The organism is Aestuariibacter sp. GS-14 (assembly GCF_006494365.1).
Taxonomy (GTDB): Bacteria; Pseudomonadota; Gammaproteobacteria; order Enterobacterales; family Alteromonadaceae; genus Alteromonas; species Alteromonas mangrovi.
Map to the genome: position 1 here is coordinate 341,833 of NZ_VHIP01000005.1, position 18,756 is coordinate 360,588.

Here is an 18,756-nt window from a genome sequence, read left to right on the forward strand (position 1 = left end):
TGAGTCCTGTGGATAATGGATTTATTGCTGACGCGACTGGCTGTGTCGCGACACTTTTTGTACTTCTTGCATGGTGCGTATTTTACGCATTACATTGGCCAGGTGCACCCGATTGTAGGTAGTCAGTTCAATATCCACAAAGTAGACATTGCTCTCTTTCTCTTCGGTTTGCAGGCCTATGATATTGGAATCACACGAGGCGATATTGTTCGTCAGGGTCGCTAACGTCCCCTGATGGTTAATCAGTTCGATGCGCAATGATGCCTTAAATTCACCCTGCGGCTCTTCGTCCCATTGCATGCGCAGCACGCGCTGAGGTTCTTCCTTTGCCAGCTTGCGAATGTTCGGACAGCCATTCTGGTGAATGGTCATGCCTTTACCCGGACTGAGAACCGAGACAATTTCGTCATCCGGAATGGGGTGACAGCAGCGTGCGTAGGTAACCAGAAGTCCTTCCGTACCACGGATTGCCACATTGCCTTTTTTCTCGGTGAGATCTTCGCTTTCACCCAGTAACCGGCGGGCAACAATGGCGCTAAGCTCGTTGCCTAAACCAATATCCACTAACAGATCATCAAATGTCTCGTGTTTGGTTTCTACCACTACGCGGTCGATGTCTGCCTGGGCAATATCATCCAGCTTCACTGACCCCAATGCATGGCGCAACAGGCGGTTACCCATGTTAATGGCTTCCTGGGATTGCTGTTTGCGCAAGTACTGGCGAATGCGGGTGCGCGCTCTGGCGCTCACTACAAAGTTCAGCCAGTTGGCATTGGGTTTGGCTTTCGGCGAGGTAATAATTTCAACAGTCTGCCCGTTTTCCAGCGGCTTGCTTAAGCTGTAATTACGGCGCTCTACACGCACACCCACGCAGGTATTGCCCACATCGGAATGCACCGCATAGGCAAAGTCCACTGCGGTTGCGCCCGACGGCAACTCAATAATTCGGCCATCCGGTGTAAACACGTAAATTTCGTCGGGAAACAGATCGGTTTTTACGCTTTCAATAAATTCAAACGATGAACTGGCGCTTTGTTGTAATTCAAGCAGCGACTGCATCCATTTGCGGGCCCGCAATTGTGCGGTGGTACCATCGCCGGATTCTTTGTACAACCAGTGTGCAGCAACGCCTTTATCGGCCATTTGGTCCATGGCCATGGTGCGAATTTGCACTTCCACCGGAATGCCGTGTGGGCCTACCAAAGAGGTATGCAGCGACTGGTAACCGTTGGTGCGCGGAATAGCAATATAGTCTTTAAAACGGGTTTCAATGGGCTTATACAAGCCGTGCATCGCACCCAGTGAGCGATAGCAGTCGTCTACCGACGTAACCACAATACGAAATGCATAGATGTCCATTACTTCATTGAACATCTTTTCCTTGTTTTTCATTTTGCGGTAAATGGAATACAAGTGTTTCTCGCGACCAATCACCGACGCATCAATTTTGTATTCAGCTAACCGGGTGGATAATTCCTTGCGAATATTTTCGATGATTTCTTTGCGGTTACCTCGCGCTTGCTTCACCGCCGATTTCAGCGCGCGATGGCGCATGGGGTACATAGCCTGAAAGCCCAGGTCTTCCAGTTCATTCTTAATGTCGTGAATACCCAAACGGTGCGCAATAGGCGAATAGATTTCTAACGTTTCCAACGCAATGCGACGACGCTTGTCGGGGCGCAAAGAGCCCAGTGTGCGCATGTTGTGCGTGCGGTCGGCCAGCTTGATCAGAATAACCCGGATGTCCTGCACCATGGCCATCATCATTTTGCGGAAATTTTCTGCCTGCGCTTCCTGCTTGCTGCTAAAGGCTATTTTGTCGAGTTTGCTCACGCCTTCCACCAAATCGGCTACCGTATCGCCAAAGGCATCGGCCAAATCTTCCTGGTTGTAGTGAGTGTCTTCGATTACATCGTGGAGCAGGGCGGCCATGAGAGTTTCATGGTCCATGTGCATATCGGCCAGAATACTGGCAACAGCAACCGGGTGCGTAATGTAAGGATCGCCACTTGAGCGCATCTGTCCATCATGCGCTTCGTGCGCCAATACAAAGGCTTCCTGTACGAGTTGAACCCGTTCAGGCGACAAGTATTCGGCGATTTTTTGCTTTAACCCTTCAAACAGATACACGTTTGTTACGCATTTCCAATAATATCAAGCGTTAAGAATACGGTGAAATGAGCAGCTTTCCAACGAAAAACGCCAGTGTTTCTTGAATAAGAAGCACTGGCGCTGTCAAAAAGTACTGCCAGAGGCCGTTGGGCTTACTGGTCAGACAGAAGACTTGCTACTGAAGCAAACTCTACGTGGTCCTGGCTTTGCTGGTCACGCAGCTCATCCTGTTCGATGGTTTCAGCGTTAACCAGACCTTCTTCGATTTCGCGTAATGCAATAACGGTAGGCTTGTCGTTACTCGCATCAACCATAGGCTCTTTGCCTTCTGTGGCGATTTGGCGGGCACGACGTGCAGCAACCAGTACCAGGTCAAAACGGTTACCAACTTTATCAACTGCATCTTCGACTGTAACGCGAGCCATGTATATCTCCGAACTGAACAATACTATTACTAAAAATGGCCGCGTAGTATACAACAACACGGCGGAAAAAGGGTAGTACTAAATTTGAGCTTAGCCCAATAAACTCCTGACCAGCGCGTTATGACGCAGTTGCTGTTTATGGGTTCGCAACCGCTGCGACTGCACAATGCAATTTAATTCGGCCAACGCGGTGTTAAAGTCATCGTTGATCAGCACGTAATCAAATTCGTCGTAGTGCGACATTTCCGATACGGCTTCGGCCATGCGCTTGGCAATCACGCTTTCATCGTCCTGACCGCGACCTTCCAGGCGCTGGCGCAGTGTTTCCACCGACGGTGGCAATATAAACACACCACAGGTATCAGGCATCAGCTTTTTCACCTGTCTGGCACCTTGCCAGTCGATATCCAAAAACACATCAATACCCTGATGCAGAGTTTGTTCTATGGTGATCCGCGACGTGCCGTAGTAATTGCCAAACACCTCTGCATATTCAAAAAATGCATTTTGAGCGATCAGTGCCTCAAACTCGGCATGCGAAACAAAATGATAATGCTCGCCGTTGACTTCTCCCGGGCGGGGTGCACGGGTGGTGTGCGACACCGATACCTGCAACGGATTGGCACCCGCAGGCGGTGTTTGTGCCAGCAAGGCTTTAATTAAACTCGATTTGCCCGCCCCGGACGGCGCAGCCAGAATAAACAGGTTGCCCAGTAATGTACTCATATCGCGTACCACATCATCAACGGTGTATGCTAAATCCCGATTGTAGCACACCGCAACGCAGCTATTCACAGCCTTTGTTATAAATTCAATAACATGCCACCGCTGTCTCAAAAATCGCGATTGCTCCAGCAGTGGCATGATGGTAGTTTTGCACAGCAGTATTCCAAATTACTAAATCCGGCGCAGAACAACAAAATCAAGGACATCGTTACCATGAGCCAGCCGTTACCTTATGTTGATATCAATCCCGCTTCAGCCCCTAAAGCTACCGTGATCTGGTTGCACGGCCTTGGCGATTCCGGCCATGGGTTTGCGCCCATCGTGCCGGAATTTCAGCTTCCCGAAGACATGGCTATTCGCTTTGTTTTTCCGCATGCGCCTGAACGCCCGGTGACCATTAACGGTGGAATGCGCATGCGCGCCTGGTACGACATAAAATCAATGGATTTTGATAAACGCGCCGATTTAGGCGGGGTAAGAGAGTCAGCGGCGTTGGTTGAGCAGCTTATTGAAGCGGAAATTGCCAAAGGCGTACCTGCCAACCGCATTATCCTTGCCGGATTCTCACAGGGCGGCGTAATTGCACTGCACCTTGGCACGCGTTACAGCAAAACCCTGGCCGGTATTCTGGCATTGTCTACTTACATGTGCGAGCCTGCATTGCTCGCCAAAGAAGCCAGTGACGCCAATAAGCATACGCCTATCCAGTTTGGTCATGGTACGCACGATGACGTGGTGCCTGCCGCGATGGGGCAAGCCGCTTTTCAAACCCTGCAGGATGCAGGCTATCAGGTAAGCTGGAAAGCCTACGCCATGCAGCACAACGTGTGTATGGAAGAAATACACGACATCAGCGCCTGGATCCAGGCCAGACTCAGTTAGTCACCGTTGCATAGAGGCAGATCAAGCTAATTTCGTCGCGCGTTCAGGCAATTTCAGTTACACTGTGCTGATTGAATTTGTATTTGAAACACAAGAATTTACCCTATGGCGAACAATGCAGTGAAGCCTCATCGCACCATTAGAATTGCCACGCGCAAGAGCGCACTGGCCATGTGGCAAGCCGAATATGTGCAAGCACAGTTATTGCACCATCACCCTCATCTCAGTGTTGAACTGGTGCCCATGTCTACCCAGGGCGACCGGATTCTGGATACGCCCCTTGCCAAAATTGGCGGCAAAGGGTTGTTCATAAAAGAACTGGAAGTCGCCATGCTGGAAGGCCGTGCCGACATTGCCGTGCATTCTATGAAAGACGTGCCGGTAGACTTCCCCGAAGGATTTGGCTTACACGCCATTTGCCCGCGCGAAAATCCATTCGACGCCTTTGTATCTAATCGCTTTGATTCGCTTCAGTCGTTGCCAGAAGGCGCAGTGGTAGGCACCAGCAGTCTTCGCCGTCAGTGCCAGTTAAGACATCACCGCCCGGATTTAGTGATCAAAGATTTGCGCGGCAATGTGAATACCCGTTTGGCAAAGCTGGATGCCAACGAATACGATGCCATCATTCTGGCCTGCGCAGGTTTAATTCGTTTAGGCATGGAAGATCGCATCACGCAGCCTATCCCTCACACCGATTCACTGCCCGCAGTGGGTCAGGGTGCAGTGGGCATTGAGTGCCGCAACGACGACGCGGAACTGATTGAATTACTTAGCGCACTGAATCACGCCGACACAGCCAGCCGTGTAACAGCTGAGCGCGCCATGAATGCGCGACTGGAAGGCGGTTGTCAGGTACCCATTGGCAGTTATGCCACGTTGCAAGGCGACACCCTGCACCTTACCGGACTGGTAGGCACAGCAGATGGTGCTGTGATCCTGTACGCCAACGCACAAGGGCATCGCGACCACGCCATAAACCTTGGCATAGAAGTAGCTGAGTCACTGTTGGCCCAGGGCGCAGCCGACATTTTATCTGCGCTTCACAACGATTAAGTATAAACGCCGCCATGTATCTGGTTACCCGTCCTGAGCCTAAACTGGCGGCAAGCGCCCAGGCGTTTGCTCAGGCGGAGCTTTGCGCCTCGGTAGTCGCGCTGCAAACCATTAAAAGTATTCCCTCACAAGCCCTTAAGTCATGTGAATGGCTCTGCCAACACAGCAGCGCGATAGTGGTGCTCACCAGCAAGGCCGCGGCTGAGGCGTTGCGTGAGGCATTGACCAGTGCAGCAACGCAGTTTCCGCCCGCAAACCGTATCGTAGCCGTTGGCAAGGGTACTGCAGACGCTTTGGCAGGCCTGAGTAAGATGGTTATCACGCCAGAGCGCGAAAGTTCGGAAGGCCTTTTGGATTTACCGCTGTTACACGATTGCACCAGCCAGCACATTTTGTTATTAAAAGGTAAAGGTGGTCGGACCCATATTCAGGAGACGTTGGTCGCCAGAGGCGCCCAGCTCACCATTTTTGACGTTTACGAACGCATTACACTGGCGTCACCCTTGTTCAGCCAACCCATTAACTGGAAAGCCATCAACGGTATTGTGGCAACCAGCGGCGAACAGGCACAGTGTTTATTAAACACCTATCAGGCTCAATCGTTACATCAGTACCGCTGGTTAACGGTGAGCGAAAGAATTGCAGAGCAGTTGCGTCAGCAGGGCATTGAACAAATAAATATTTGCACACAAGCCAACGACCTGTCGCTCATTGCATGGATAAAGCAAAACTGGGAGTAACCTATGGCTGATAATCAGCAACCGCAAGACACCGCCAAAACTCGTCTGGCTGAAACCATTGAAGCCACTGCTTCGGCCAGAGCGAAAGTTGCTGCTGAGTCAAAACAGGCCGCTAATAAACCCGCGGGCACCGGTTTGCTGTGGTTATTTGTAGTGCTGAATCTGGCGTTGCTGGGTGCTGCCTCATACGGTGGGTATTGGTTCGTTAATCAACGTACCGTAACGCAGGCTAAATTGGACGCACTTGAAGCCAGTGTGTCTGATTCGATTGCTGCGCAGGGCAATCGCGCCGCGTCCGACAGCAATGTGATAAAAACTGACCTCACCAAACAGGAAGCAACCGACCGCGCCCTAGCCGACGCGCAGCAAGCGGCTGACGCTAAGATAAATGAACTGGCAAGTGCACTCGCTAACGCCGAAGCACAGTTGCAGGAAATGAACGGACGCCGCCCTACCGATTGGCTGGTAGCCGAGGCCGATTATTTAGTGCGTATGGCCGGACGCAAAATGTGGCTGGAGCAGGATGTACGTACCGCCATTATGCTGTTGGGGAATGCCGACAAGCGCTTGCAATCGTTATCTGATCCTTCAGTGTTACCCGTTCGTGCGTTGATTGCTCAGGACATTCAGGCGTTACAACAGGTTAACCCTACCTCTCAGGTGTCTGTAGCACTGGCACTTAACGGTATGTTTAAACAAGTGAGTAAGCTTCCCCTGGATGCCCCGGAAGAAAACTACACGGCGCCAGACACCAGCGTGACTGATTCAGCCAGCGACTGGAAACAAAACCTGTTAAATGTATGGCACTCTCTGGTAGACGACTTTATTCACGTGGAAGTGCGTGACGAACCCATTGAGCCCATGATGACAGCCAAACAGAAATGGCTGGCGCAGGAGCAGCTCAAACTGGCATTACAACAAGCGCAGGCCGCTGCTCTGGCCAGCGAACAGGCGTTGTTTGAGGCGTCGCTTGATCAAGCCACTGCCATTCTTGTTGAACACTACTTAGCCGACAGCCCGCAGGTAAGCGGATTTGAAACGGCGCTCAGTCATTTAAAAGCCACTGATATCAGCAAAGCCATTCCAACCGAACTCAACTCGCAGGCCGCCCTTGAAGCGCTGCTGGATAGCCGGGTGAAACGCGTGTTTGGTGAAGGAGTCAGCGCGCTATGAGAAAACTGATCCTAAAGCTGCTGTTCATTACCGTAGTGCTAATTGCCCTGATAGCCGCGCCGTCGCTCATTGGCAATAAAGGCTATGTGCTGATCTCCATGGGTAACCTGATGATTGAAACCAGCGTAGTAGCGCTTGGGATCATGCTGTTAGGCGCTGTGGTGATTTGGGTCCTTATACGCATGTTGTTTGGCAGGGCGTGGCAACTCACCAGGTTGCCAGGCAGTTGGTTTGGTGGCCGGGCCGAGCGCAAAAAGCAACGTGCATTTTACCGCAGTATTCAGGCATTGGCAGAAGGGGAGTGGGATGCCGCTACCCAAGCCGCTGACATAGCTGAGCAGGGTGAGTTTGAGGGTGTGAATTATCTGGTAGCTGCTCAGGCAGCCGTGGCACGCGGCAACCATGACACTGCTACCCGTAAACTTAACGAAGCGGCGGAATACCCAAGTTCGGCGTTAGCTGCACGTGTAACGCTGGCGCGCATGGCATTGTCAGCTCATCAGCCCAAACAAGCACTGGCAGAGCTGGACAAACTCGACGTTAAACAAAAGGCCACTAAACCCGCCATTGCACTGCGCGTGCAAGCACTGGCAGAGAGTAATCAGTGGGCCACACTCGAAAGCGAACTTGATGGCTATAAAAAAGTACTGGGCGATCAGTACACCATATGGTCCAGGCAGATTGCCAAAGGCAGGTTGTCTGAAGTTGCCAGCAAGCAAGGCGCAATTCAGTTAAAAACCTTCTGGGAATCGTTACCCCGCAAACATCGCAACGATGTTGGTTACCAGGCGGCCTACGCCGAACAGTTGTTGGCTCAGGGCATGCATCAGGAAGCTCAGACCATGCTGCTGGACTGGCAAAAACGCGGGCCACAGCCCGACTTTTTACCTTTATTAGAACAATTAGCACTACCTAATCCGGCCCCAACTATCAGTGCACTGGAGAAGTGGATAAAGGCCGACGAAGACAACCAGGAGTTATACCGTGTTCTGGGTAAAGTGGCGTATAAGGCCAACGACATGACCCTGGCCAGTAAAGCACTGCAAAAGGCCATGAAGCTGCAACCGTCGAAGGAAGTCGTATTGCTACTGGCAGAAATTAACGAAAAGACCCGCAACCACGAATCTGCGCTGGCTTACTACAAACAGAGTATTGCTCTGAAAGAGAAGTAAACAGGTAAATTAACGGAAACAAAAATAAGGCTGGATTGATACAACAAGGGCGCTATACAGCGCCCTTGTTCTTTGCATAGCATACCCTGTGGGATACCAACCTACGCAAACATAAAGCCGGAAAATTGATTCACTACCACGGCTATCACATAGGCCAGCACACCGTAGGCCACATACAGCCCCCAGGCCAGTTTATTACTGCCACTTTCGCCTTTAAGCATAGCAACGGTAGCAACACACTGCAGTGCCACAACGTAGAACAGTACTAAGCCCAAACCGGCTTCTGGTGTCAGGCCCTCAGCTTGTACGCGCTCAGCTAACCCGGCTACGTCTTCGTCCGCGCCTTCCATACCAAACAGCGTGCCCAGCGCACCAACAAACACTTCACGGGCCAGGAACGACATCAAAATAGCCACGCCATAGCGCCAATCCAGTCCCATTGGGGCAAATATAGGTTCAATGTAATGACCAATCTGACCTAACCAGGAGTCTTCCAGCGAGGCATTTAGAGGGAAATAACCCAGGACCCAAATGCCTACCGATACCACAAAAATAATAGGACCAGCGCGGCGGATAAACTGCAAACCGCTGTTAATAACGCGGTGGAATAATGGCTTCCAGTGAGGCAGGCGATAAGTGGGTAATTCCAGAATAAACGGCATGTCGGTCTTTTCTAAATCGCGCGGCAAAAAGCGATTGAGCACCTGGCTAATAATCAAGGCCATCACAATGCCGAAGAAATACAAGCCAAAGAACGCCGCGCCCTGTAAGTTGAATACGCCAAGGAAGGTACCGTCAGCAGGCACTAATACTGCTACCAGCAAAGCATAGACTGGCAAACGCGCTGAACAGGACATCAGCGGAATGGTAAGCATGGTAACTAAGCGTTTGTGTGGGGATTCAATGGTACGCGCTGCCATAATAGCCGGGATAGCGCAGGCATGACCCGACAAGTAAGGAATAAAACTGCGACCAGACAATCCAAAAAAGCTCAGCGGCCGATGGCACATTAGCGCCGCGCGAGCCAGATAACCAGAATCTTCCAACAACCCAATGATCAGGGTTAACACCATGATTTGCGGCACAAATACTAAGAACGAACCCACACCGCCAAACATGGCATCGTGCATGAAGTCATGAAACATGCCTTCCTGAGTAAGCGCGCCCACACCACTGGCTGCCTGCTCAATAAAGCTTTCCACGCCATCCATCAGCGGTGCTGCCAGGGTAAAAATACTCTGAAACAACACAAACATCACAGCGATAAAAATGAGCCCACCGGTCCAGTTATTCAGCATAAAGCTGTCGATGCGATTCTGGTTTTTCAGCACAATATCGTGCTGAATGCCGAATTCGCTGGCCAGTTCCTGACTACGAGAGGCAACATCCGAGTAATCTGCTGCAGGAGGCTGTGCGTCTTTGTGTACCTTCGGCCAGTCAGCCATCGACAACAGTGCTTGTTTGAATTCGTGCAAGCCATCAAGAGAGCGAGCAGATAACGGCATAACCGGACTACCCAAGGCGTTAGACAGTCCTTCGGTATCGATGCTTTCGCCCACGCGTTTCACTTCATCAATGAAGTTCAGCGCAAACATAACGGGTTTACCATGCTGCACGGCCAGTTGCTTAACCTGCAAGCCCAGAATCAAACTCTGTGCTAATCGGGTGGCGTCCAGTACCACCAGCACCATACTGGTGTTGTCATCTACCAGTGAACGCTTAATTTCTTCTACTGCGATCACTTCGTCGCGGGTAAGCCCGTTCAGTGAATAAGCCCCGGGTAAATCAACCAGTTCAAATCTATCAAACCTGCCGCGGGTTACTTCTACGGTGATCCCTGGGTAATTGGCTACTTTTTGGCGTAATCCGGTAAGTTGGTTAAACAACAAACTTTTACCACAGTTTGGCTTACCTACCATTAATATGCGTTGCATGAGTACTACTGTTCCTGAAGTGTGCTAACAGTTTATGGTTAGTCTTGAAGCGCGATCTCAATACAAGAAGCCAGATTTTGTTCCATCGCGAACACGCTTCCCCCTAATTGCATTACCATAGGGCCGCCAAGAGGGCCTCGTCTTACGCATTGCACACTGCGCCCTGGCGCCAGTCCCATTTCGTAGAGACGGGCAATAATCTGAGGGTCCAGCGCGGTGTCTACCTGACTAACCAGCGCGGATTGCGACTTACCCAGTTCCCATAATGTCATAGTGAATTTCCAGTCTGTTCACGCTGCCCAATCTGCATTCGGTTGGCAACGTTTATAAATAACAATCATTCCTATTTAGACTAACAGATTACCGCCTGTAGCACTAGCGGAACATGGGTGACAGATAAAATTGAATGAGTACTTGCTGTGCGGGAATGTCTACGCTTAAGCTAGATGGGTTTACTCAACCCTATTACAAGGATTTAGCATGATAGCCTACACCATTTTTGGTACCAACGATTTAGCCCGGGCCGGTGCGTTTTACGACGAGTTATTGTCAATAATGGGCGCACAACGCGCCATTGATGCACCGCGTATGATTGCGTGGGGGAATAACCCCAGTGCACCTATGTTTGCGGTAGCCACACCGTTCGACGAAAAGCCTGCAACGGTAGGCAATGGCAGCATGGTAGCGCTGGCCGCCGCCAATCCTGAGCAGGTAAATGCCTTACACGCAAAAGCCATGGCATTGGGTGCAAAAGACGAAGGTGCACCAGGTACGCGCATGGACACTTATTACTGCGCGTACTTCCGCGACTTAGACGGCAACAAAATCAACTGTTTTTGTATGGCCTGAGCCTTCGCGCTACACCAATAAAAAAGCCACCTCAAATTGAGGTGGCTGAACCATCGTGAGTCAACGAGGTTGTACGGAGTTTAGAAACTCAGACCTACCGATAACTGGATGCGACGCGGGTTATAGTAACTGCGCGGGCTGCCGAAGTTATCGCCAGGGTATGGGTCGTAGCTGTAGCCCGTTTGCTTATCGAACACGTTAAACAGGTCGGCGCGGAAACGCCCAACCAGACCATCCATAAACTCATAGTTTTGCGTATAGCTTAAGTCCATTTGCCAGTGGCTTGCACCGCGACGACTTCCAGCTGGTTCTGCATAACGGCTGGTGCTGGAAGAATAACCGTACAACGCGCCGTCCCAGGCAGTCCAGGCTTCACCCGACTGGAAGATAAAGTACGCGCCAGCTACGCCTTCCCAAGGAAAAGTATAGGTACTTAGCACTTTAAATTTGTGCGGCTTGTCGCCAATTAGCTTACCGTAGCGGTTGTCCCACACCATGCGGCCTGGGCCGTCACCGTAGAACGACGAACCGATAAAGGTATTGGCATCGTTGCCCGCTGTGGTGTTGTCCTGATCGAAGTTACCGTAGTAATGGCTCCAGGTATAAGACGCATTAACGTAAAGGTTGTCTGCGTTGTATTCCGCTTCCATACTCCATTCGTAATACTTGGTCTGGCCACCGTCTACTTCGGCAATCACATAAGACGAACCACCCACTTCCGCTCTCATGTCTGCCAGGTTGGGAATATACAAGCCTTTGGCAGCGATATTGTCTGGCACACTGCCACCGGTGTAATCGCCATACAGACGCGCATCGTTTGGCATATCTTCCCAGAAGTGGCTACCGTAGCGATAACGCAGGTGTGTGCGCAGGAACAGTTCAGGTGTAACCAGCTTAGTGGCACCCACTGTTAATTCATCAATTCGGCGCGGCTTCATATTATCGGCGAAGAACTTACCACTGGAGCCTGCAGCACCGCCGGCACTCAGGTAATCACCGTTTTCATCGAAGTTAACCAGAATTGTACGACGGCTGTTGCGATCCCATGATGCCGCACGGGCCAAAGAACTGGCTTCCGGGTTGTAACTGGCATAATTTGCAAATACGCTGCCAGAGGCATCGTAATCCCAGGTTACTCCCAATCGTGGCTGGATCATGTCTTTCCAGTCTACTTCGTACATTTCGTACTTTTCACCCGGAGCTAATTCATAGCCAGACACATTGCTGCTGTTTTTCTTCAATCCCTGTCCGTAAAGGATGTCTTTGCTTACCAGAACACCAATGTTGTAGGTAAAATCACCGTGTTCAATTTCGTCATTAATTTCGAAACTGTAGCTCTCAGCAAAAGACTTGATGGTAGGTACCGTGCCATCTTCACCTACCAGGCTCATTTGCTCTACCGCAACCTGATAGTAAACATCCGATACGTCGTTATCGCCTTCTGCACCCAACCCGCCAACATAGCTAATGGTTCCCCAGCCGTTTGATAAACGTGCCAGGTCTTCCATGATTTCAGACCACTTGAAGCCAAAGTGCAAAAAGTGAGTCATGTCACCGAGCTCTAACTCGGTATCATAGGCCAGTTCCAGTGATTCCCTTTCGAAGTCCTGATTGTTGATAGTTGGGTATGCGCCTACGCCGGTACCACCCATCATTTCACCGCTATCGCCCACATAGCCATAGGCCTGAATCAGCGGCAACGCGGCAGCGTTGTAGGCGTTGATAGCAGCAATAGTATCGGCATCGGCACCAGCAGGAATGTCGCGCAAACTCGGCACACCGAAATAACCCATCTGATCCAGATTGTTCAGATCCAGCGAACCGCCAATCGATGGTACCGCACTTAACATTACATCAGGGCGGCTGGCAGTATCTTCCTGGTACATACCGTACTTGAAGGTAAATGAAGAGGTATCACTTAGCAGATACGAGCCATCTAATGACAGAATGCTCAAATCAGCAGAACTCCCCAAAGACACACTGTCGGTCTCAAATTCGCCGATAGATGCGCCTTCGATTTCGCGGTTAGATACCCGTTGGCTTAAGTTGATCAATAGATCGTCGTTAGGTGCCCACGTTAGTTTTCCGAAAAATTCGTCGCGGGTACTGTTATATTTTTTAGCCGGGCCATATACGGTAACTTTGTTAGTGCCATCAACTTCCGGGCGATAGTACGATGCGTAGAAGAATAGTTCGTCTTCAATCAGCGGACCACTCAGAGAGGTGATAATCCAGGTTCTGTCGGTATCCTGAATCACGCCGGATTTGGGTGTTGCCGAGAAATCAGCGTTCTGAATACGGTATTCCACGTTACCGTGAAATTCGTTAGTACCGGATTTGGAAACCGAGTTAACCGCGAAACCACCTGAACGGTTAAAGCCAATTGCCTTCGCACCGCCGCGGTCCACAGACACATAGGCGATATCATGGGTAGAAGGTTCAGACGACAAGTTACCAAACATAGGTAACGACAAATCCACACCGTCAAAACCATAGCTATTGTCTACACCCGAACCACCTGCTGATGGGCCTAATACGCTGTTTTCGCTATATTCAATACCCGGTAGAATCTTCAGCATGTCACGGTAAGTCTGCCCAATTGGCATGGCCGCAATCAGTTCCTGACTAAACGAGTTAGTTAGCGAGGAGTCGCCTTCCTGAATAATGGGCGAACCCACAATTTCAATCACTTCAGTATTTGCTGGCTCGTATACCAGATTCACTACAGCGGATTGATCCAGCAAAACGCGGGTTTTTAACGTTCTCACCGAGCCATCAGCGAAAGTAAATTTCACGTCGTAGTCACCTGGCAGCAAAAATGGCAGCGTAAACGAGCCATCAGTTTTGGTAGTGGCTGTTCTGGGCTTTGGCATCACGTTACTGGTTGCTTCAACGCTAACACCGCTTACCGATACCACGCCGTTAACCGCACTAACTGTACCTTTGATACTACCAGTGGTTTGCTGAGCCTGAACCGGTGCGCTGATCCCAGCGGCCACGGTGCCAGCAAAAATAACTGCTGCGCAGGTTGAGCGATGTTGCCAGGATTGACGAACCGCCCGGCGAATCGATTGCGCTAAATAGCGCCCCGCTGAACGCGCCTCAAATGGCGTGAGTTCCTTTTTCATGTGTGAGACCCCTGTTGCTGTTTTTGTAGTACGGTTTATACCGCTTATGGTCAACTTTTAACCTACAGCAACCCTTGAGGTCAAGAATAATTTTTTCTTATTTTTGATTTTTTAAGAAATATTTTATCTCAAAATATTTCAAAATCACGGGAGAAATTGCATTTTATTCCATTCCAATATAAACCGCGTTGTTATAACGCAGCGTCCATGGGTGTTACCGCACGAATCACAACAACAAAAAACAATATAAATCAGTAATTTAACTATAAAAGCAAGGCATTATTGTTTTATTTTTTATATAGTAAATAGCAACAACGTGGCGATTTTTTATAGTTAAAGCGTGGGTATTATTACAAAATAATTTTTATTCTACTGAGGATTTGGAATAATTATTATTCCTGTGAATGCTGTAAATTATTCCTATAAAGCGGAAAAACCATCCCCCTTCCAAATAGTCTTGTTATTTGAAAGGGGTGTGAGCTATTCAGAAATAAAGCAGTGTTGAATTAGCTTAAGTGCTTCCACGGCCCGGTAATTGCCAGTGTTTGCGTGGGCGAGTATATGTTCACGAACAAGGTAGAGCCATCGGGCGAAAAGCATGCTCCGGCTAGTTCAGTTTGTAAGGCAAGTTGTGCAAACGGATACACTTCACCCTCGGGGGTAACGCCGCGCAGGTGATTGTCTACCACCGCCGTATACTGGTCTTCACACACAATCAGATGTCCATTTGGCGCCACAGTCAGGTTGTCGCCAAAATTAAAGATTTGCGCATCACTGCTTTCCACAAACAATTGCAGACGCCCGGGCTTGTCGTGCTCGCTGGGGGTACCTTCGTACGGCGACGGCTGATAGCGCATTACCTGCCCTAGTTTTTGATTGCCGCCATTGGTGCAGCAAAAATAAAACTCGCCCTGCCCCCAATGCACGCCTTCGCCACGAGCAAATAATGCGGCACCTTCTTCATAGCCTTGTTTGCGCAAATCGTCTTCGGGGCTATCCGGATTGTTAATATCCACCCATTCACAATCTACCCAAGATGACACAGGCATTTCTTGTTTTTGCCAGTTGCGCGTATCAAATTTGGGATACCCTTTCACCGCCAGCGCCTGGAGTTTTCCGCCTGCCTGTAAATTGCCGTATTCATTGGGCACCAGGCGGTACAGTAAGCTGTCGCCTCGATCTTCGGTCAAGTACACTACGCCGGTTTCCGGATCGACGCATACCGCTTCGTGATTGAAGCGCCCCAGTGCTTTGAGTGGCTTAGGATCCACCAGCCCATTAGCGTTTGCAGGTATCTCAAATACATAGCCATGATACTGCTGATTAGTGGAGGAAGGCTTGTCAACACTCTCCTCACAGGTAAGCCAGCTACCCCATGGCGTTACGCCACCTGAGCAGTTGCGCACTGTGCCGGTTAAACTCAGGTATTCCTTCACTTTCTTACCCGTTTTGGTGTTAACCACCAGAGTAGTGGTACCGCCGGGAAGCGCCTGGCCCAATTCGTTGTTGTCGTAGGCACGGGACGTTTTTAATGGCTCAGGTTGCCCGGGCCCGAATTCCTTCAGATGTTTTGGCTGTAATTCGTGATTGCGCACTAACGCAATGTGTTCATCGTCAATTTCCAGACATCCCATACCGTCTGCACGGTCAGGCACACTGTTACCATCGCTCATCAGTTCACCCAGTGTCGACAGCACCTGGTAGCTAAAGCCTTCTGGCAACGAGAGCACGCCTTGGGGATCGCTGATCAGTGGACCATAGCCAGCTGAGGTTTTAGTAACCAGGGTTTCTGCCCAGGCTTTGGGCTGGCGAAACAGTCCGCCGGTGAAGCCCGCAGCGGCCAGTGTGCCCAGCGCTACGGTAAACTGTCGTCTTGTTATCATGGTGATGTCTCTTGTTATTATGGTTTGTTTTCGCACCAACCCCTAGCGGGAGACCTAGCGGGAGACCTAGCGGGAGACCTGCTGGGGCGACTGCCTGTGGGCGCGTTGGTTATACCCATTATGTATGAGCCAGATGTGGCGTCCAGGTTCCCTTTTACAAGCGCCCGTGCGATTAACGCGCCAGTTTTACCGATAATCTCCCAGTTGGCGTGTATCGCTTTGGTCATCCAGTAATTTTATCAGGGCTTTGCCCAAACGCACATTCAGTGCGCTCGCAGCCACCGCCTCTGCTGAATTTTCTACCAGCTTGGCAGCCAGCGAGCCACTTAGCTGATTGGTCATCTCATCGGTTGCCAGGTCGAACAGGCTCTGTGCAGCCAGATTCTGGGCGAGTATTTTCATCAGCTTCCAGTTACCTGTGGTGGCCGGGCGCAGCCCATAAACCTGCGCTACGCGCTTAATGGTACGCACGCTTATCCACAACAACAACAACGTTTGAATAAGATGGTTAGGGCTAATAAACGCCATACTGCCGCTGGCCATGGCTTCCTTCTTCACTACATCATTGGCTTTTTTGCGCACCGGATTTATTACGTACTGTTGATACAGGTTTAGCACATCCTCAACGGAATGGTCGTCCTGTAACATCGACTTAAACTGCCGGTAGCAACGTTGGGCATAGCTGCCCGCACTGAAGTGCTGTGCATATTGATCGAGTTGTTTTACAGCCAGAACCGGCTGACTGAGTGCCAGTAAATCACGGCGGGTGGGTCGTTTGTCGATGAACGTATTGACCCTGCGATAGCCACGGTATTCACTGGTAGTTAACCACCCCAGGCTACTCACAAAGGCACTGAGTAACACCGCCAGAATCGAGGTTGATACCGGCGCGCTGGCAAAGTGAGTGTCAATAAACGCAATGGCCTCAAACACACTAAAGCCAACAAAACAGGCCGCACCCGACAACAGTACCCACCACTTTGCCGACAACCCGGATTGGTTGGCGTGTTCGGGCTGCCAGTCATCCTGAGCTTGTTTAACCGGCATAGCGTGATCAGGGCGCTGCGTTTTAATTTCGGTTTGCTGAATCTTTGCCCGGTAAGGGGATTCGTCAGTGGTTTTCATGGGTTACTTCTCCAATAAGAACTGCAACAAACGGTCGAGTCCTTTTCCGTTTAACATACGCGCCAGATAGTCAGATGGCACCGCGGCGTTGAGCACCGGGTAGTGCTCATCAGCAGGCATCGACTTCAAATCTGGCGGTAACGCCTCAAAATCGGCTTCCATGTAGCGGCCTTCGGGATTCACGTAGCGCAGTGCATTGCTGTGACAGCCTTCATCGGTGGCCTGAATGGCCGACACCAGAAAGTGTTCAAACTGCACTTCTCCGTCTTTAAAGCGCGCAGTTGCACCTCGCGTTACGTCTTTCAGCAAACTCAGTAAGGCATCACGCTGCCCTGCCGGCACTAAATCGGCCTTAGTGGCTACAAACGCCACTTTGGCGATACCCTGCTGTTGTAATACATTGCGCTTAAACCAGTTTTCATTGCCGTACACAAAAGTATCAGCGAGATGACTGAGGGTTTCGCGAAGCTGATATAAGTGACTGCGGCTGTGATTTAATCCTTCAAACAGATCGACCAGAATGATTTGCTTGTCGGTTTGGCGAAAGGTGTCTTTTTTCAACCTGGTAAGCCATTGGTATTTGAACACCTCAAAATGCCGGGTAAAACACTGTGTCCAGGGGCTGGCTATGTCGCTGCTTATGCGCGAAGGCAAGGGCGTAAACCCCTGTGCGACATAATCAAATCCGGAACCAGGAATTAAAAAACTGCCAGGTTGCAGCATAGAGATGCCCTGTGATTTGGCTTCCTGTAAGTAATGGCGATACGCCGAGACAAGTTGCTGAACATTCGCTTGTGTTGGCGCTTGTTCAAAATCAAACGCGTTAACCTTATCGTGCCATGCTTTGGCATAGCGTTGCTGCGGTTCGTTCATTTGCTGAGCCCAGGCACTATCCGACCACTGCGTATAGCTTTTACTCAACATGGGCAGGTCAGTGAGCCATTCTCCGGGATAATCAATAAATTCAAATACCACATCGGTAAACGGCAACAGGTATTTTTTTAACTGATGAGCCTGACGCAACCGAACTACCAGCTTAAACCCGGCGACGTTTTCCGTCGCAGGCGGCCAGTGCCCGGCTTCCAAATCGCGAATATGCTCTTCCACCGGAAACAGTGGCATATCACCCAATGGCTCCAACCACATCTTATCCACCAGTTCCATTGGCAAATAGCGCAGTAACGGCAGGCACTGATACTGCTCTTCACTGCGGTATTTCAGTACAGTCATTAAACTGGTAAACAGCATTGATTTACCACTGCGGCTCAGGCCGGTAATGGTAAAGCGGTGCTCCGACTGCATAAACCAGCGCTGCCACTGGCTTGTGCCGAGCGCTTTGGCGTGTTTAGCCGGAGTGAGGATTGCGTCGATTAATTTGCGCATAACAATAATGCACCAGGCCCATTGGTTTGGAATATACCGTTAACATGGGCCGTTACTGCATTAACTTCAAGGGTTTGCCACAATTTGTTACAGCTTATACCAATTCGCATAGAAGTTTGCCCTCTCAGAGTGATCCCTGAGGGCTAGTCGAAAACGACTTAGATCACGACG

At 50.4% G+C, this 18,756-nt stretch carries 15 protein-coding genes; 6 read left to right on the forward strand and 9 right to left on the reverse strand.

The window, feature by feature from the left end; translation table 11 throughout:
* Positions 1-21: 21 nt before the first annotated feature.
* From spoT to gmk, 3 genes are all read right to left on the reverse strand, one after another.
* A complete protein-coding gene (gene spoT, locus FJ444_RS11095; RefSeq protein WP_140958348.1) occupies positions 22-2,130 on the reverse strand; it encodes a bifunctional GTP diphosphokinase/guanosine-3',5'-bis pyrophosphate 3'-pyrophosphohydrolase in 2,109 nt (702 codons plus the stop codon).
* 134 nt (positions 2,131-2,264) lie between these two features.
* Positions 2,265-2,537 (reverse strand): DNA-directed RNA polymerase subunit omega, encoded by a 273-nt coding sequence (rpoZ, locus tag FJ444_RS11100; RefSeq protein WP_140958349.1) that lies wholly within the window; start codon positions 2,535-2,537, stop codon positions 2,265-2,267.
* Positions 2,538-2,627: 90 nt separating this feature from the next.
* Entirely contained in the window at positions 2,628-3,263 is a 636-nt protein-coding gene (gene gmk, locus FJ444_RS11105; protein ID WP_140958350.1) for a guanylate kinase, read from the reverse strand.
* A 213-nt stretch (positions 3,264-3,476) separates the two neighbouring features.
* On the opposite strand from gmk, the gene FJ444_RS11110 reads away from it, so the two are divergent.
* The 5 genes from FJ444_RS11110 to FJ444_RS11130 all read left to right on the forward strand — a co-directional run bounded on the left by FJ444_RS11110 (position 3,477) and on the right by FJ444_RS11130 (position 8,283).
* The gene (locus FJ444_RS11110) at positions 3,477-4,145 is read left to right on the forward strand and encodes an alpha/beta hydrolase (protein ID WP_140958383.1); all 669 of its coding nucleotides are present in this window, start codon (positions 3,477-3,479) and stop codon (positions 4,143-4,145) included.
* A gap of 105 nt (positions 4,146-4,250) precedes the next feature.
* Positions 4,251-5,198: a hydroxymethylbilane synthase gene (gene hemC / locus FJ444_RS11115; RefSeq protein WP_140958351.1), complete on the forward strand. Its 948-nt coding sequence runs from the start codon at positions 4,251-4,253 to the stop codon at positions 5,196-5,198.
* A gap of 14 nt (positions 5,199-5,212) precedes the next feature.
* Positions 5,213-5,938: a uroporphyrinogen-III synthase gene (locus FJ444_RS11120; RefSeq protein ID WP_140958352.1), complete on the forward strand. Its 726-nt coding sequence runs from the start codon at positions 5,213-5,215 to the stop codon at positions 5,936-5,938.
* 3 nt (positions 5,939-5,941) lie between these two features.
* Positions 5,942-7,111 (forward strand): uroporphyrinogen-III C-methyltransferase, encoded by a 1,170-nt coding sequence (locus FJ444_RS11125; RefSeq protein ID WP_140958353.1) that lies wholly within the window; start codon positions 5,942-5,944, stop codon positions 7,109-7,111.
* Entirely contained in the window at positions 7,108-8,283 is a 1,176-nt protein-coding gene (locus tag FJ444_RS11130) for a heme biosynthesis HemY N-terminal domain-containing protein (protein WP_140958354.1), read from the forward strand. The genes FJ444_RS11125 and FJ444_RS11130 overlap by 4 nt, the downstream gene beginning before the upstream one ends.
* Before the next feature lie 101 nt (positions 8,284-8,384).
* Here FJ444_RS11130 and FJ444_RS11135 read toward each other — a convergent pair whose 3' ends face one another.
* Together FJ444_RS11135 and FJ444_RS11140 are read right to left on the reverse strand one after the other, a co-directional pair.
* Entirely contained in the window at positions 8,385-10,217 is a 1,833-nt protein-coding gene (locus FJ444_RS11135; RefSeq protein WP_140958355.1) for a ferrous iron transporter B, read from the reverse strand.
* 38 nt (positions 10,218-10,255) lie between these two features.
* The gene (locus FJ444_RS11140) at positions 10,256-10,489 is read right to left on the reverse strand and encodes a FeoA family protein (protein ID WP_140958356.1); all 234 of its coding nucleotides are present in this window, start codon (positions 10,487-10,489) and stop codon (positions 10,256-10,258) included.
* Between the two features lie 208 nt (positions 10,490-10,697).
* Between FJ444_RS11140 and FJ444_RS11145 the strand changes: the two genes are divergently transcribed.
* The gene (locus FJ444_RS11145) at positions 10,698-11,066 is read left to right on the forward strand and encodes a VOC family protein (RefSeq protein ID WP_140958357.1); all 369 of its coding nucleotides are present in this window, start codon (positions 10,698-10,700) and stop codon (positions 11,064-11,066) included.
* Positions 11,067-11,146: 80 nt separating this feature from the next.
* Here the strand turns inward: FJ444_RS11145 and FJ444_RS11150 are convergent, their stop codons facing one another.
* From FJ444_RS11150 to FJ444_RS11165, 4 genes are all read right to left on the reverse strand, one after another.
* Entirely contained in the window at positions 11,147-14,194 is a 3,048-nt protein-coding gene (locus FJ444_RS11150) for a carboxypeptidase regulatory-like domain-containing protein (protein WP_181405138.1), read from the reverse strand.
* A 506-nt stretch (positions 14,195-14,700) separates the two neighbouring features.
* A complete protein-coding gene (locus tag FJ444_RS11155) occupies positions 14,701-16,077 on the reverse strand; it encodes an alkaline phosphatase PhoX (RefSeq protein WP_140958358.1) in 1,377 nt (458 codons plus the stop codon).
* 186 nt (positions 16,078-16,263) lie between these two features.
* Complete coding sequence (locus FJ444_RS11160) at positions 16,264-17,202, reverse strand: YcjF family protein (RefSeq protein ID WP_140958359.1); 939 nt, start codon at positions 17,200-17,202, stop codon at positions 16,264-16,266.
* Positions 17,203-17,205: 3 nt separating this feature from the next.
* Complete coding sequence (locus FJ444_RS11165; protein WP_140958360.1) at positions 17,206-18,585, reverse strand: YcjX family protein; 1,380 nt, start codon at positions 18,583-18,585, stop codon at positions 17,206-17,208.
* Between the last annotated feature and the right edge of the window lie 171 nt (positions 18,586-18,756).

Bases quoted from the DNA above. Each gene is read 5' to 3' on its own strand.
- rpoZ (WP_140958349.1), bottom strand. From the start codon at position 2,537: ATGGCTCGCGTTACAGTCGAAGATGCAGTTGATAAAGTTGGTAACCGT.
- gmk (WP_140958350.1), bottom strand. From the start codon at position 3,263: ATGAGTACATTACTGGGCAACCTGTTTATTCTGGCTGCGCCGTCCGGG.
- FJ444_RS11110 (WP_140958383.1), top strand. From the start codon at position 3,477: ATGAGCCAGCCGTTACCTTATGTTGATATCAATCCCGCTTCAGCCCCT.
- hemC (WP_140958351.1), top strand. From the start codon at position 4,251: ATGGCGAACAATGCAGTGAAGCCTCATCGCACCATTAGAATTGCCACG.
- FJ444_RS11120 (WP_140958352.1), top strand. From the start codon at position 5,213: ATGTATCTGGTTACCCGTCCTGAGCCTAAACTGGCGGCAAGCGCCCAG.
- FJ444_RS11125 (WP_140958353.1), top strand. From the start codon at position 5,942: ATGGCTGATAATCAGCAACCGCAAGACACCGCCAAAACTCGTCTGGCT.
- FJ444_RS11130 (WP_140958354.1), top strand. From the start codon at position 7,108: ATGAGAAAACTGATCCTAAAGCTGCTGTTCATTACCGTAGTGCTAATT.
- FJ444_RS11135 (WP_140958355.1), bottom strand. From the start codon at position 10,217: ATGCAACGCATATTAATGGTAGGTAAGCCAAACTGTGGTAAAAGTTTG.
- FJ444_RS11140 (WP_140958356.1), bottom strand. From the start codon at position 10,489: ATGACATTATGGGAACTGGGTAAGTCGCAATCCGCGCTGGTTAGTCAG.
- FJ444_RS11145 (WP_140958357.1), top strand. From the start codon at position 10,698: ATGATAGCCTACACCATTTTTGGTACCAACGATTTAGCCCGGGCCGGT.
- FJ444_RS11150 (WP_181405138.1), bottom strand. From the start codon at position 14,194: ATGAAAAAGGAACTCACGCCATTTGAGGCGCGTTCAGCGGGGCGCTAT.
- FJ444_RS11155 (WP_140958358.1), bottom strand. From the start codon at position 16,077: ATGATAACAAGACGACAGTTTACCGTAGCGCTGGGCACACTGGCCGCT.
- FJ444_RS11160 (WP_140958359.1), bottom strand. From the start codon at position 17,202: ATGAAAACCACTGACGAATCCCCTTACCGGGCAAAGATTCAGCAAACC.
- FJ444_RS11165 (WP_140958360.1), bottom strand. From the start codon at position 18,585: ATGCGCAAATTAATCGACGCAATCCTCACTCCGGCTAAACACGCCAAA.